Source organism: Ahrensia marina, assembly GCF_042140245.1.
Lineage (GTDB): Bacteria > Pseudomonadota > Alphaproteobacteria > Rhizobiales > MH13 > MH13.
In genome coordinates this window covers 3,796,761-3,810,361 of the sequence record NZ_CP159483.1, presented here as the reverse complement: position 1 = coordinate 3,810,361, position 13,601 = coordinate 3,796,761, and the positions used below count along the sequence as shown (strand labels likewise).

The following is a 13,601-nucleotide window of genomic DNA, read 5'->3' as shown; positions in this document are numbered from 1 at the left end:
CACAAAGGGAGAAACTCCGATGATCGGCACAAAACGAACTTTCATGAAAATGGTGGCCGGTGCACTTGTCGCCTCCACCGGCATGACGGGCGCTGCGCTTGCCCAGGACATGCCTGCCCCGTTTGACAACGCTGGCGACGTGCAGATCGCGCTGGTGCGTTACCTCTCCACGGGCGATTTTTTCCAAGCCTATCTGGCCGGTGTTGAGGCACAAGCCGAAGCGCTTGGCGTTGACCTGCGCGTGTTTGACAGCCGCCAGGACGCTGCTTTGCAGGCTGATATGGTTGACCAAGCGATCGCCCTTGGCGTTGATGGCATCATCATCCAGCATGGCCTGACGGAATCCATGCGTGACGCCGCTCAGCGTGCCGTCGATGCGGGCATCCGCGTCGTTGCGTTCGATGTGAATGTGGAAAATGAATCCATCCCGCAGATCGAACAGTCAGACTATCTGCTGGGCCGTATGGCGCTCGACCAGGCGATTGAAGACAATGGCACCGATTGGACAGCCGGTTACGTCTACGTGCCAGGCATTGCCCCGCTCGACCGCCGCGATGTCGCATGGCAGGAAATCCGCGAGGAAAACCCTGGCATCAACGAAGTTGCTCGTTTTGGCACGTTGGACAACCCAATTGCCAACTCCAACGCCAATCAGGCCCGTTCGGTTCTCCAGGCCAACCCCAACATCAATGTGGTGTTCGCCCCGTATGATGAGTTTGCCAAAGGCGTGGTCATCGCGGTGAACGAGGCTGGCATGTCCTCCGACGTTTCGATCTACTCTGCTGATGTTTCCACCGCCGATATCGCCGTGATGCGCGAGCCTGGCAGCCCGTGGAAAGCAACTGTTGCCACCAACCCTGCTGTGGTGGGTGAAGTGTCCGTGCGTGCCCTGGCCATCATGCTGGCCGGTGGCGACCCTGGCGCTCAAGTTGTGGTGCCGCCAACCCTCATCACGCAGGACTTCCTCAACGAGGCCGACATTTCCAACATGGATGATTTGTCCTCGGCGATGCCGCAGTTCCAGCATGCCGATGTGGCGATGACCGACTGGATGCCGCTGCCACCGCGTTAAGGCTGACCGGTCAAAGCGATTGCAAGGGGGCCGCATTGGCCCCCTTCTTGTGTGCGGTGTCGGGCGAAGGACGTGGAAACCATACCATGAGAAGCTTTTTGACAATTGTCAGGCCAACTGACTTATGCAAAGTAGTATGTGACTTTCCTTAGGAAGAGGTGACGATGGCCATGATCCGTCGGAACGCAAAAACCACTGAAGAGATAGCGCTTGGCATTCGCCGTCGCGTTTTTGAACATGCGATGCGCAACAATGGCGGGTATCTGAGCCAGGCGTGCTCGGCCGCTGAGCAACTGTCATGGCTCTACAATGAGCAGTTGGAGCTTGGCGCGCCGACTCTGCCGATGATCCCCAAGCCGTTTGGCGGTGTGCCCTCGGCGGACAACCCCACGTATCACACCGGTGCCGGTTACAATGGCCCTGAGCGCAGCGATCTGGACCGGCTGTTCATTGCCCCTGCCCACTACGCACTGGTGGCCTATGCGACGCTGATCGAGGTTGGCCGCATGGCACCAGAAGGCCTGGAAATGTTCAACAAGGACGGGTCCTCGGTCGAGATGATCGGTGCCGAACACTCGCCTGGCATGGAAGTGCACAATGGCACGCTGGGCATTGGCTTCTCCACCGCAGCGGGCCTTGCTTGGGCGCGCAAGCGCAAGCAAGAGACCGGCAAAACCTGGGTCTTCATGTCCGATGGTGAGGTGCAGGAAGGCCAGACCTGGGAGGCCATTCAGTGCGCCGCCCATCACGGCATCGACAATCTCTACGCCATCATGGATGTGAACCGTCAGCAGTGCGACGGCGCCATGAACTCTGTGATGGAGGTTGGCGACATCAAAACCAAGATGGAGAACTTTGGCGCAGCCGTTGTCTCCATCGATGGTCACAAGCTCGATGAGATGCGTGACGCCGTGCAGGAAAAACATAAGGGCAAGCCGCTGATCATCCTGGCCAACACCTCGCCCTTCCGCGGCATGCCAACACTGCAACGTCGCTTCCCGCGCCTGCACTATGTGCGCTTCAAGTCCGAAGAGGAACGCGCGGAGATGAACCACGACATTGCCCGCGCCCTTGGCGTTGAACCTGTTAATTACCAGGGAGCGCACTGATATGCCGGAAATGGTCAGCCGCCCCTATGAGCGGGCCTTTGAAGCCTATGCCATGGCGCACCCCGAAGTGCTGTGCTTGTCCGCCGATCTCACCTCATCCTGTGAGATCGACAAGTTCCGCGACAAGCATCCCGACAAGTTCTTGTCTCTGGGTATGGCCGAGCAGAACATGCTCTCCTTTGCCGGTGGGCTCGGCATGGCGGGCTTCCGACCGTTCCTGCACACCTTCGGCGTCTTCCTCTATCGCCGCCCCTATGACCAGTTGATGGCCTCCATCGCCTATCCGCGCAGGAAAGTGCGCCTGATGGGCTTTTTGCCCGGCGTCACGACACCGGGCGGCATGACCCACCAGGCGATTGAAGACATCTCGGTGATGCGTTCGATCCCCAACATGACGATCCTGGAAACAGGCGATGCCACCGAGGTGGAATCGATCTGCGAGGCTGCCGACAGCATCGATGGCCCGGTCTATTGCCGTGTGCTACGCGGCTCGGTCCCGCGCCTGTTCGACACGCCGATCGAGGTCGGCAAAATGCGCGAGCTGGCGCTGGGTGAGGATGTTCTGATCGTCACCTCGGGCATCAGCACCGAGGAAGCGCTGCGTGCACGCGGTGCCCTGGAAGAAAAGGGCGTCTCGGTGCGCCATTTGCACCTCAACACGATCAAGCCGTTCGACGCCAAGGCGATGCTCGACCACATCCAGTCGGTCAAAGGCGGTGTGGTGACACTGGAAAACCATGTCACCGAAGGCGGCATCGGGTCTCTGCTTGCTGAGATCATGGCCGACAATGGCGTGGGCAAACGCCTGGTTCGGCTGGGCCTGAAAGACACCTATGCCCATGGCGGCTCGCGCGGTTATCTCATGAAGTACTACGGCCTGGACGCCACCGCTTTGGTGGCTGGCGTGGAAGATCTGCTGGGCACCCAGCTTGGCATCACCGAAGATGATCTGACCACCGCCCGCGTCGACGCTGTCCACTCCACCGTCAAAGCCGAGGGCCTCTAATGCAAGCTAAAAATGCACATAGGTTCACTGTCAGCTACCGCGTCTTTGCATCCTCTCAAGCCGAAGCAGAGGATCGCGCGGAGGGCATTGCTCTTGAGCAGACTGTGGAAATCCCGCGCGATGTGGTGCCGTCAGGTTTTGTGGAAGACACAGTTCTGGGCCGGGTGGAAACGGTCACTCCGTCAGGCGATGGGATGTTTGAGGCGGTCATCAGCTATTCGCCAGAAAGCACCGGCACGGAGCTTCCCCAACTCCTCAACGTGATCATGGGCAACACGTCGATCCAGACTGGCGTCAAAACCATCGGTATCGATCTCGGTCCGCTGGCCGACGTCCATCCTGGCGCCCGTTATGGCATTGCCGGCGTTCGCCAACTTGCAGGTACACCGCGTGGGCCATTGCTTTCGCCGGTACTGAAGCCGCAAGGGTCCAGCGCGCAAAGGCTGGCTGACATTGCTTATCAGTGCGCCGTTGGTGGTGCGCATCTGGTGAAAGAAGACCATGGCCTGACCGACCAGCCCTGTGCGCCGTTCCGCGAGCGTGTGCAGCGCATCGGTGAGGCGATAGCCAAAGCCAACCAGGAAACCGGTCGCACCACGCTCTACTTTGCCGGTCTTGCCGGGCACAGCGAAGACTTGATGGAAAATGCTCGCTTCGCCAAAGAGAACGGCGCGCACGGGCTTCTCATCATGCCAGGGCTGTTTGGGTTCGATCTTGTGCGCCGCATTGCCCGCGACGACACGCTTGATATGCCGGTGATGACGCATCCAAGCTTCCTCGGCCCCTACGTCCTTTCCAAAGACACCGGTTTTAGTCACGCGATGATGTTGGGCACGTTACAACGCATCGCAGGCTCGGACATTTCAGTGTTTCCCAATGTCGGTGGGCGTTTTGGCTTTACCGCTGAAGAATGCCGTTCGATTGCTGATGCTTGCCGCAATGATAGCGCACCCGGTCCAGGTATCTTGCCTTCTCCAGGTGGTGGCATGAGCGTAGAACGCGCAACCGACATGATCGACATGTATGGCGAGGACGCAGTGTTTCTGCTTGGCGGTAACCTGTTGCGCTACGGCGATAAGATTGGCCAAGCATTGGCCGAACTGCACAAAGCCATCGACGCAAGCCTCTAACCGATCGCTTTCTCTTGCGCCAAAAACGCCTGAGCCTCTTCCGGCGTGTTGAGGTTCAGGAACGGCGCGCTTGTGGGCCAAGCCACGGGCCAAGCGCCTACCGCCTCAGCTAGGCTGTGCAGCGACCCTGATGCATCAACGCCATCGCGTGTTTTGGCCAACTCGGCGCACTGCCAGTATGCAAAAGTGGGGTGGATGCGTTCGGCATCGGCAGCCATGGCGCTGCCGGGCATCGCAGTCAGCTTTGCATAAAGATCGTGAGGGCAATTTGGCGCGTCCACTGGTGCGGTGAGAAAGCCCTCCACATCAGCATGATGCGCTTCCATCCACGCCAAAGCGCCAAAGATGCCAGCAAGCGGTCCTCGAAAGGCTGGATCGTCAGAAATAATTGTAAGGCCGGTGCCGTAGTCGGTTGGCCCGACCAAACAAACCTGATCCACCTGGGGTGAAACCCGCGCGATGACGCGGTCCACCAACCGCTCACCACCCAGATCAAGCAGAGCTTTGTCTTCGCCCATGCGGCGGCTTTTCCCGCCGGTCAGGATGGCTGCAATACGCATTCTTTCTGTTTGGCGGATTTGGTCGCAAAGCGCAAAATAAATCCCGCGCCAGCCTTCGCCAACGCGGGATGTTTAAGGTGCTGAAAGAACGCTTACACGGTGCCGCCAAGCGATCCTTCCAGTGTGGCAAGCTCTTGGCCACCGGCCATCAAGTCTTGCAGCTCTTCCGGCGTGATCTGACCGCGCTGCGCTGTGCCAAGCGTTTGGCCGCGATTGAGCACGGTGAAACGATCCCCCACCGCCATCGCATGGCGCACATTGTGGGTGATGAAGACCACGGCGACATCCTGCTTGCGCACCTTGTCGATGGTGGCCAGCACATTGGAGGTCTGTCGCACACCAAGGGCTGAGGTTGGCTCATCAAGGATGAGAACCTTGGCGCCAAAGTGCACCGCGCGTGAAATGGCCACCGTTTGGCGTTCACCGCCGGACAGCGTTCCAACGGCCTGATCAGGCCCACGGAGATTGATGCCCATTTTGCGCATCTCATCCATGGTGATTTGATCAGCCTGCTTGCTGTCAAAGAATGAGATGCCCATCACCTTCTTCGTGGGCTCATTGCCCATAAAGAAGTTGCGGCTCACCGACATCAGCGGGATCATCGCCAGATGTTGGTGCACCGTGGCAATGCCTGCATCCATGGCATCGCGCGGGTTCTCAAAGTTCATCGGCTTGCCTTCGAAGTGAATCTCTCCCTTCGTTGGCTTGTGCACGCCCGACATGGTTTTGATGAACGTAGATTTGCCGGCGCCATTGTCACCGAGCAGGCAGTGGCATTCGCCTGGATAGATATCCACCGAGACGCCAGCCAGCGCGATCACCGAGCCGAAATGCTTCTCAATGTCTTTCATCTGGATGATGGGAGCGTGTGTTGTACGAGTGTTCATATCAGCGCTCCCCCGTGATCATGCGGCGGATGTAGGTGTTCAAGATCACCGCACCGAGCAGAATGACACCCAGGAAAACGCGGAAGAGCGAACTCTCCACCCCGGCGAAGAATAGGCCTTGCTGGACAACACCGAAGATGAGGGCGCCCAATGCCGCGCCGATCACAGAGCCGTAGCCGCCGGTTAGCAAAGCGCCACCAATCACCACGGCGATGATGGCTTCGAACTCTTTGAGCAAGCCACGGTCAGCACCAGCCGAACCAAACTCCATCACCTGGCAGGTGGCAAAGACGGTCGCGCAGAACGCGGTGAACATGAACATCAGGATTTTCACCCGGTTCACCGGCACACCGGAGTTGCGTGCGGATTCAGCATCGCCACCAGCGGCATAGATCCAGTTGCCGAAGCGGGTTTTGGTCAGCAGCACATGTCCAAACACAACCAGAATAATCGCCCAGACGATCAGCATTGGAATGCCGTCGATCACCGCCTCGCCAGCACGGTTGCCGCGCTCAAAGGTTGCGATCAGATCGTTGTCACCCAGCCATTGGAAGAATCCGCCACCGACTTTGCCGCCAAACACTGGGGCCAGCCAATCGCCTTCAGCCGCATCACGGATGCCGCCAATGATGGTTTTGTTTTCAATCGTCTGCGGCAGGTAGATCGTGAAACCGCGCAGAATAAACAGGAAAGCCAGCGTCACAATGAAGCTCGGCAACCCCGTTCGGATCACAATGAAGCCGTTGAGCGCGCCGATCGCCAAGCAGATCGCAAAGGTCAAGATGATCGAAATCCAAATCGGCCAGCCCAGCGTGACGCCCATAATGGCGATCATCATGCCGGCAAAGCCGATCATGGAGCCAACAGAAAGATCGAACTCACCGGCGATCATCAACAGACACGCGCCGACGGCAATGATCATGAATTGGGCCGAAACAATCGACCAGTTGAGAACGCCTTGTGCGGCGAACATGCCGCTGTCGAAGGCAAACAGTAAGAAGAAAGTGAAAACGGCAAATGTGCCGACGATACCGCCCAGTTCGGGCCGGATGAGTGCCTTGCGAAACGCCGACATCTCTTTGACGCGTTCATCGCTCGCTTCAGGCGTTGTGGCCGCCTCTGACATGATGGTCCCCCTATCGCGCGTGTTTCGGCGCTTTAAGCAAAAGAGGCCACGCCAGGGGCGTGGCCAGGTGACGAATGGGAGGTGGGTGCTCCGAAACACCCACCCCCTACGCTGCAGGGAGGTTAGCGATATTCGCCAGCAAACTCTTCAACCAGCTCCAGGCCATCAGCGGTCACAAAACCTGGGCCGGAGTTGATGTTGTTGCCTGGCAGCACGCCGTAGCGATCATAGTTGGCCAGAACCACAACAGGCAGATAGGCCTGCAGGAATGGCTGCTGGTCGATGCCCCAGTTGATGGTGCCATCTTTGATGGCTTCCACAATCTCTGCGCCCAAATCGAAGGTGCCGAAGTGGATGTCACCGGCCATGCCGTTTTCTTCCAGAGCCGCAATGGTTGGATCGGCAGAGACAGGACCGAGGGTCAGGATGCCATCGGTGTCAGGGTTGGCTGAGAGGTAGGCCAGAACCTTGTTCTTGATCTCCGCAGGGTCCGTGCCGGAGTCCATCATCGAATCGCCGAGATCCACACCTAGACCGTCGGCATAGCCGCGGCAGCGCTCACCAACAGTTGGCTGCTGAATAGCGTGGTTCACACACAGGAAGCTCGTCACGCCTTCGTCAGCTGCGCGCTGTCCAGCGGCGAAACCAGCATCATATTCGGGCTGACCGACATACATCAGAGCGCCCACTTCACGGGCCTGCTCAGGCGTACCGGTGTTCATGATGATGACGTTGATGCCTTGGTCGACCGCATTGGTGATTGGGCCTTGCAGCACGTCATAATCAGCCAAGGTAGTGATGATGCCATTCGGGCTGGAAGCAGCGGCCTGCTCGATGATGCGTGCCATGTCGGCAATGTCACCGGTTGGCGGGTTGCGATACTCAACTTCAACGCCAAGCTGCTCACCGGCCAAAGCGATGCCATTCTTGATGGTGTTCCACCAGCTATCGGAGTCAGGTGCGTGGCTGACCAGCACATAACGCTCGCCTTCGGCATGGACCACGGTTGCGCTCATCATCGGCGCAGCGATGACGGCAGTTGCAAGTGCAAATTTCGCGAGAAGCGATTTCATGATTGTCCTCCCAGACAATGTGGTTGTTCTTGCTTGCGAGGGGGTTGCTCCCCTTCATCGCGGAGCAAAGCACAGCGCGACTGTATTTGCAACCGGTTGCAAAATTGAAGCTACACCGCCATTCTTTCTGGTGGTAGTTCAAGCGCTTGGAACGCGGGAGCTGGAAGGGAACGCGCCGGGCAAGTCGCCGTGTCGCGATGGAAATGGGCATGAATGTAACGCTGAAGGATGTGGCGCTGCGAGCTGGAGTTTCCCGCTCGGCGGTCTCGCGAACGTTCACCGATGGTGCGTCGGTATCGGCCAAGATGCGCCAGAAGGTGGAGCGTGCGGCACGGGAGCTTGGCTATCACCCAAACGCGCTGGCCTCATCGCTGACAACCGGTCGTACCAAGCTGATCGGACTGATTTCAAACAACTTCCACAACCCAATCTTTTTGCAGGTCTTCGATCTTTTCACCCGCGGACTTCAGGACCGGGGCCTTCGACCATTGCTGGTCAATCTGACCGATGAAACCGATCCCGAAAAATCGGTGCGCATGGTGCGGCAATACTCGGTCGACGGGGTGATCGTCGCCTCATCCACCCTCAGCCCGGATTTCGCCAAAGCGTTCAAAGAGGCGGGCATTCCGGTGGTCCATTCTTTTGGGCGGCATACAACCAGCCCGAAAGTGCATGTTGTTGGCATCGACAATGTGGAATGCGGACGGATGGCAGCGCGCGAGTTGATCGCTTGTGGCTACACCGATGTTGCCTTTTTGGGTGGCCCAGAATCAGCGACCTCGACCCAAGATCGTTACACTGGTTTCACCACCGAGATCGCGCGCCATTCGGGCATCAAGCTGCGCTACAGCTTTGCCAAAGCCTATTCGTTCGATGCCGGTCGCGATGAGATGACGAGGTTGCTGAAAGATCAAAGCGCGATGGCGCAGGCCTATTTCTGCGGCGATGATGTGTTGACCATCGGCGTGCTGTCGGCGCTTCAGCATGCCGGCAAGAAAGTACCCGAGGATATTGGGCTGATCGGCCTCAACGATATGGAAATGGCCCGCTGGGAGAACATTGATCTCAGCACCATTCACCAGCCGATTTCGCAGATTGTAAGCTCATCCATCGAGCTTGTGGTGTCCATGCTCGACGAGCCTGACCGCTACCCCGAAGCGCGGCTCTTTCCTTGCCGGGTTGTACGAAGGGGGACCTTGCCGGAGGTGTAGGCCGATGGTGTTACCAATTCGCTCGATCGTCATCCCGGACGGCCATAGGCCATCCGGGATGACGAAATGGGAGTAGGTTTCGTTCAGCTCGGCGCGGTCGTCAGGTCGGTGGACCTTCACCGAACGTCCGCGAAGTAGGTTAAACCAGTCTATGCTGCCATCTCTATCTGGACTTTGCCGTCATGTAAGAAGCATTTTTTATCGAAAAGCGACAGATCGACGGGATTTGGCAAGCGGATGTCATCAATGCCTGGCAAGCCAATTGAGGATAGCTCAAATGCCCGGTCGATCTGTGAGATCATGACGACAATCGCCCCACGTTCGGTGGCAAACGTCTTTAGCGCCCGGACTTGTTCATCAAGTGGTGGATTGCTTCGCTTTTGATCTAATAGCTGTAAGTAATCGACAACGATCAATGCCTGATCGAGAGTTTTTTTGAGGCGCTCGATAATATGTGCTGCGCAGATGTTGTCCGAGGTATCAACGAAAACGCGACCATCAGATTCTCTGGGATTAAAGCCAAGCTTTTCAAACCGATCCCAGACATCCGTTTCATTGTAGTGCAACGTGAAAATATAGCCCGTTCGATTGATTCTTTCAGCCAAAGCAATCAGTTCCAACCCCAAAAGGGTTTTGCCGTGTCCCGGGCGAGCACCGATAAGCACCATATCGCCGGAACTCATCTGGCGAATGATCTTCTCGGCAGGTGTCGTTTCGGAGTAGTTGGAGGCCAAGTGGCTCCAATCCTTGAAGCCTTCTTTGGTGGCAATCTGGTTGAGTGCCTCGTGTAGTCGAATGTTGTTGTCGCGTGCCAGCAACTTTGCCCGACGCTTGAGCTTATAGATTGGTGATGACAGTTTCATCTTGAACCTCCTCTTTCGAGCGGTCTCCGCAATCCCTCCTTATGCGCGGGCTCGAACAGGTTGGGTTCGAATTGGTATCGCTCCGCATGTGAGATGCTGCCCCGGTGGAGGGGGGAGGCCCGAGCAAGGCCGCATGCACATGCTACCCTGATCGTTTGAAACACTCAATTGAGCTTCAGTCATTCGCTGCACGCTGACGAAAATCCAGGTTGGGCTCTAAGCCGCCGCTGACACCCTCACTCTAGCTTCTGGCAACCACCCCTACCGAAACATTGGCGGTCTTGCATCCACCCAGGCGCCTTTCTGTTTGGCCGATTCCACGCTGGCATAGACCGCTGCCATAGAGCGCAGACCGTCCTCAGCTTTGGGAAAATGGTTGGCCACTGGATCAAGCGCCTCGCCAGACTTCTGCGCGTGAATTGCTGCCGCCAAATCCACGTAGATGTTGGCCACAGCCAGCGGGAAACCTTCTGGGTGGGCAATCGGCACACGGGATAGGCGCGCGGCCATGTCGGAGATGCCAGCTTCGCCTTTCTCGATGATCTGCGTGCGGCCTCCTAGCGGGCTCCAATAGACCTGGTTTGGCTGTTCAGATGCCCAGCGCAGGCCACCTTTCTCGCCAAAAATTTGAATATCGAGGCCGTGCTGACGGCCAAGCGCAATCGTGGATGTCCACAGCCGCCCGACCGTGCCTTTGGCGGTGCGAAAGTTCACCATCGCATCATCTTCCAGCACCCGGCCTGAAACCGTGGAGGCGAAATCAGCCGACAGCTTTTCAACCTCATCGCCTGCAATAAAGCTCGCCAGATGCAGGGCATGGATGCCGCAATCGGCCATCTGCCCGGACACGCCCGCCTGCGCCGGATCATAGCGCCAGCGCACGCGCGGATTGTCCGCATCATCGCCTGCTGCGTGATGGCCATGGCTGAAATTGGCAACCACCGTGCGGATGGCACCAAGATCTCCAGCATCCACCATGTGCCGCATGTGGCGGATCATCGGATAGGCGCTGTAGGCGTAGTTGACGGCACACACTTTGCCTGACGCACGCACGGTGCGCACAATGTCTTCGCCCTCTTCCACGGTCATGGTCATCGGCTTTTCACAAAGCACGTGAAACCCAGCGTCCAGGAAGGCTTTGGTGATCTCATAGTGGGTGGAGTTGGGTGTCGCGACGGTCACAAGATCGATGCGGTCCGGGCGGTCCTTCTCACCCTTCAGCATTTCTTTCCAGTCGCCATAGGCACGGTCTTCAGCGATGCCAAGCGTTTGCGCATAGGCGCGCCCGGCCTCTGGATTGTGGTCCAGCGCGCCCGCAGCCAGCGTGAAGTGCCCATCGGCCATGGCTCCCATACGATGCGCCGGACCGATCTGACTGCCTTCGCCACCGCCGACCATACCCCAAGATAGACGTTTCATAGTTTGAGCCTTCTAAAAACCGATGGAGGCGAGATAGTCGCGATTGTATTTGGCGTCGGCCAGCGGGTCGGTGTTGCCGAGCGTTGGATCGATGTCTTGTTCCACCGTGCACCAGCCCTCAAAGCCTGCATCCAGCAACACCTGGTGGACTTCGGGAAAGTCCACATCACCCAGCCCAAGTTTGCAGAAAATGCCTTGTCCGCACGCGTCATAAAAGCCGGTGCGCTTGGCGATTACATCGGCCTTCACCACCGGGTCGATATCCTTGAAGTGCATGTAGGAGATACGGTCCATATGCCGCTTCATGAACGCCACCGGATCAAAGCCCGCATAGGAATGGTGCCCTGTGTCGAAGCAGATTTTGAGGATGCTCTCGTCCACCTCATCCAGTAAGCGTTCCAGCTCCGGCTCAAAGTCCATGAAACCGCCCGCATGGGCGTGGATGCCCACCGTCAGCCCATACTCTTCGGCTCCCATTTTTGCCACATGGGCGATGCGGTCGCGATAAGCTGCCCACTCGGTCGGGTCCATCTGTTCAGCGGCATCGGCGCGGCCTGCGGTCGGTGCGCGGCGCGGCGAAATGCTGTCGATGATCACCAGATGCTTGGCGCCATGGGCGGTGAGCGCTTTGCAGGTGCGCACCGACCCGTCGAGCACATCGTCCCACTGGGCGGGGTCGTGAAAGGCGCGGAAGATCACACCACCGATCAGTTCCAGATCGTGCTCGGCCAAGGCATCGGCCACCTGCGGCGGATCCTCGGGCATGAACCCGACCGGACCCAGTTCAATGCCTTTGTAGCCCGCTGCCGCATTGTCTTTCAGCACCGATCGCCAATCGGGGTTGCGTGGATCGCCTGCAAACTCCACGCCCCAGGAGCAGGGTGCATTGCCGATTTTAATGGCTGTGGGGGTAGTCATTGGGAATATCCTTAGGAAGAGGCCACGGGTGCCCAAGTCTTGTTGGCTTTGGAGGCGCGGATGGCCTCGATCACTTCGCTCACCGCCAGCCCATCCTTGAACGTGGGCCAGACGGCTTTGCCGGTTTCAATGGCGGTCAAAAAGTCCCGCGCTTCAATGATGATTTGGTCTTGATAGCCGGTGCCGTGGCCTGGGCCCTGGCAGAACGCCAGATAGTTGGGGTGAGCCGGGCCGGTCAGAATCTTTGTAAAGCCGCGCTGCGCCTCCGGCCCTTCGGCCTTGTAAAGCCAGAGTGCGTTCTGATCTTCCTGGTCGAAGCGGATTGCGCCTTTGGTGCCATGGATCTCATAGGCGTAGCCCATCTTCCGGCCTGTGGCGATGCGGCTGAAGTAAAGGTGCCCCATAGTGCCGCGCGTGAACCGGCACATCATCTGAGCGTGATCATCATTCTTCACCGCCACACCACCGCGCGATGTGTGCACGGTTTCAAAGTCACCCATCACGCTCTCGATAGGGCCAAGCAGCGCCAAGGCACAATTGATCATGTGTGGGGCCAGGTCCCCCAGCGTGCCGGACGCATCATCTTCGGTGCGCCAATTGGCGGGCAGTCCAGGGTCAGCCAAAAAGTCTTCGGTGTGCTCGCCGCGGAACCAGGTCACGTCTCCGATCACACCCTCTTCGATGAGCTGGCGCGCATAAGAAGAGGCAGGCGTGCGGATATAGTTGAACCCCACCATGTTGGGTTGGCCAGAGGCTTCCGCTGCCGCGACCATGGCCCGCGCGTCGTCTATGGAGGCGCCGAGCGGCTTCTCGCAGAACACAGGTTTGCCGAGCGCAAAGGCGGCCTCTGCAATCTCACGGTGAAACGCTTGCGGTGAAGCAATCACCACCGCTTCAACGGCAGGATCGTTGACCAACTCGCTCCAGTCAGAGGCAGCGCGCGCAAAGCCAAACGCATCAGCATAGCGCTGCGCAGAGGCCTGACTGGAGGCAGCGATCATCTCAAGGCGCGGGCGCAGTTTGGTTTCAAAAACCGCGCCAACAGCGCTCATCGCAGCGGCGTGAGCCTTGCCCATATAGCCGCCACCGACAATGCCGATGCCTATGTCTTGGCCAATCTCCTGGCTGTTTTGCATGAGGCTCACTCCCGGAAATCCGTTGTTTCGGACCTGTTTTCGTCGGTTGCGGGTGAAAACATATTGCAACCGGTTGCAAAAGCGGTATCCT

The 13,601-nt window shown here is 58.2% G+C and carries 13 protein-coding genes; 5 read left to right on the top strand and 8 right to left on the bottom strand.

The genetic code is table 11. The features are described 5' to 3' along the window. Positions 1-43: 43 nt before the first annotated feature. From ABWH92_RS18400 to ABWH92_RS18385, 4 genes are all read left to right on the top strand, one after another. A complete protein-coding gene (locus tag ABWH92_RS18400) occupies positions 44-1,072 on the top strand; it encodes a substrate-binding domain-containing protein (protein WP_375574289.1) in 1,029 nt (342 codons plus the stop codon). 170 nt (positions 1,073-1,242) lie between these two features. Beyond that, entirely contained in the window at positions 1,243-2,181 is a 939-nt protein-coding gene (locus tag ABWH92_RS18395) for a transketolase (protein WP_375574288.1), read from the top strand. Position 2,182: 1 nt separating this feature from the next. Further along, positions 2,183-3,187: a transketolase family protein gene (locus ABWH92_RS18390; protein ID WP_375570905.1), complete on the top strand. Its 1,005-nt coding sequence runs from the start codon at positions 2,183-2,185 to the stop codon at positions 3,185-3,187. After that, a complete protein-coding gene (locus tag ABWH92_RS18385) occupies positions 3,187-4,317 on the top strand; it encodes a RuBisCO large subunit C-terminal-like domain-containing protein (RefSeq protein WP_375570903.1) in 1,131 nt (376 codons plus the stop codon). The genes ABWH92_RS18390 and ABWH92_RS18385 overlap by 1 nt, the downstream gene beginning before the upstream one ends. On the opposite strand, the gene ABWH92_RS18380 is transcribed toward ABWH92_RS18385, so the two are convergent. From ABWH92_RS18380 to ABWH92_RS18365, 4 genes are all read right to left on the bottom strand, one after another. Continuing rightward, entirely contained in the window at positions 4,314-4,877 is a 564-nt protein-coding gene (locus tag ABWH92_RS18380) for a molybdenum cofactor guanylyltransferase (RefSeq protein ID WP_375570901.1), read from the bottom strand. The genes ABWH92_RS18385 and ABWH92_RS18380 overlap by 4 nt on opposite strands. 92 nt (positions 4,878-4,969) lie before the next feature. After that, entirely contained in the window at positions 4,970-5,764 is a 795-nt protein-coding gene (locus ABWH92_RS18375) for an ATP-binding cassette domain-containing protein (protein WP_375570899.1), read from the bottom strand. Position 5,765: 1 nt separating this feature from the next. Next, positions 5,766-6,890 carry an ABC transporter permease gene (locus tag ABWH92_RS18370; protein WP_375570897.1) on the bottom strand — a complete coding sequence of 375 codons (1,125 nt, stop codon included), beginning with the start codon at positions 6,888-6,890 and terminating at the stop codon, positions 5,766-5,768. 122 nt (positions 6,891-7,012) lie between these two features. Then, complete coding sequence (locus tag ABWH92_RS18365) at positions 7,013-7,963, bottom strand: sugar ABC transporter substrate-binding protein (RefSeq protein ID WP_375570895.1); 951 nt, start codon at positions 7,961-7,963, stop codon at positions 7,013-7,015. Between the two features lie 209 nt (positions 7,964-8,172). Between ABWH92_RS18365 and ABWH92_RS18360 the strand changes: the two genes are divergently transcribed. Further along, a complete protein-coding gene (locus ABWH92_RS18360; RefSeq protein ID WP_375570893.1) occupies positions 8,173-9,174 on the top strand; it encodes a LacI family DNA-binding transcriptional regulator in 1,002 nt (333 codons plus the stop codon). A 149-nt stretch (positions 9,175-9,323) separates the two neighbouring features. Here ABWH92_RS18360 and ABWH92_RS18355 read toward each other — a convergent pair whose 3' ends face one another. From ABWH92_RS18355 to ABWH92_RS18340, 4 genes are all read right to left on the bottom strand, one after another. Further along, on the bottom strand, positions 9,324-10,037 hold the full coding sequence (locus ABWH92_RS18355) for a DNA helicase (RefSeq protein ID WP_375570891.1): 714 nt from the start codon (positions 10,035-10,037) through the stop codon (positions 9,324-9,326). Between the two features lie 261 nt (positions 10,038-10,298). Beyond that, complete coding sequence (locus ABWH92_RS18350) at positions 10,299-11,456, bottom strand: Gfo/Idh/MocA family protein (protein WP_375570889.1); 1,158 nt, start codon at positions 11,454-11,456, stop codon at positions 10,299-10,301. Positions 11,457-11,468: 12 nt separating this feature from the next. Further along, positions 11,469-12,374 carry a TIM barrel protein gene (locus ABWH92_RS18345; protein ID WP_375570887.1) on the bottom strand — a complete coding sequence of 302 codons (906 nt, stop codon included), beginning with the start codon at positions 12,372-12,374 and terminating at the stop codon, positions 11,469-11,471. 11 nt (positions 12,375-12,385) lie between these two features. Beyond that, a complete protein-coding gene (locus tag ABWH92_RS18340) occupies positions 12,386-13,510 on the bottom strand; it encodes a Gfo/Idh/MocA family protein (protein ID WP_375570885.1) in 1,125 nt (374 codons plus the stop codon). Between the last annotated feature and the right edge of the window lie 91 nt (positions 13,511-13,601).

Bases quoted from the DNA above. Each gene is read 5' to 3' on its own strand.
- ABWH92_RS18400 (WP_375574289.1), top strand. From the start codon at position 44: ATGAAAATGGTGGCCGGTGCACTTGTCGCCTCCACCGGCATGACGGGC.
- ABWH92_RS18395 (WP_375574288.1), top strand. From the start codon at position 1,243: ATGATCCGTCGGAACGCAAAAACCACTGAAGAGATAGCGCTTGGCATT.
- ABWH92_RS18390 (WP_375570905.1), top strand. From the start codon at position 2,183: ATGCCGGAAATGGTCAGCCGCCCCTATGAGCGGGCCTTTGAAGCCTAT.
- ABWH92_RS18385 (WP_375570903.1), top strand. From the start codon at position 3,187: ATGCAAGCTAAAAATGCACATAGGTTCACTGTCAGCTACCGCGTCTTT.
- ABWH92_RS18380 (WP_375570901.1), bottom strand. From the start codon at position 4,877: ATGCGTATTGCAGCCATCCTGACCGGCGGGAAAAGCCGCCGCATGGGC.
- ABWH92_RS18375 (WP_375570899.1), bottom strand. From the start codon at position 5,764: ATGAACACTCGTACAACACACGCTCCCATCATCCAGATGAAAGACATT.
- ABWH92_RS18370 (WP_375570897.1), bottom strand. From the start codon at position 6,890: ATGTCAGAGGCGGCCACAACGCCTGAAGCGAGCGATGAACGCGTCAAA.
- ABWH92_RS18365 (WP_375570895.1), bottom strand. From the start codon at position 7,963: ATGAAATCGCTTCTCGCGAAATTTGCACTTGCAACTGCCGTCATCGCT.
- ABWH92_RS18360 (WP_375570893.1), top strand. From the start codon at position 8,173: ATGAATGTAACGCTGAAGGATGTGGCGCTGCGAGCTGGAGTTTCCCGC.
- ABWH92_RS18355 (WP_375570891.1), bottom strand. From the start codon at position 10,037: ATGAAACTGTCATCACCAATCTATAAGCTCAAGCGTCGGGCAAAGTTG.
- ABWH92_RS18350 (WP_375570889.1), bottom strand. From the start codon at position 11,456: ATGAAACGTCTATCTTGGGGTATGGTCGGCGGTGGCGAAGGCAGTCAG.
- ABWH92_RS18345 (WP_375570887.1), bottom strand. From the start codon at position 12,374: ATGACTACCCCCACAGCCATTAAAATCGGCAATGCACCCTGCTCCTGG.
- ABWH92_RS18340 (WP_375570885.1), bottom strand. From the start codon at position 13,510: ATGCAAAACAGCCAGGAGATTGGCCAAGACATAGGCATCGGCATTGTC.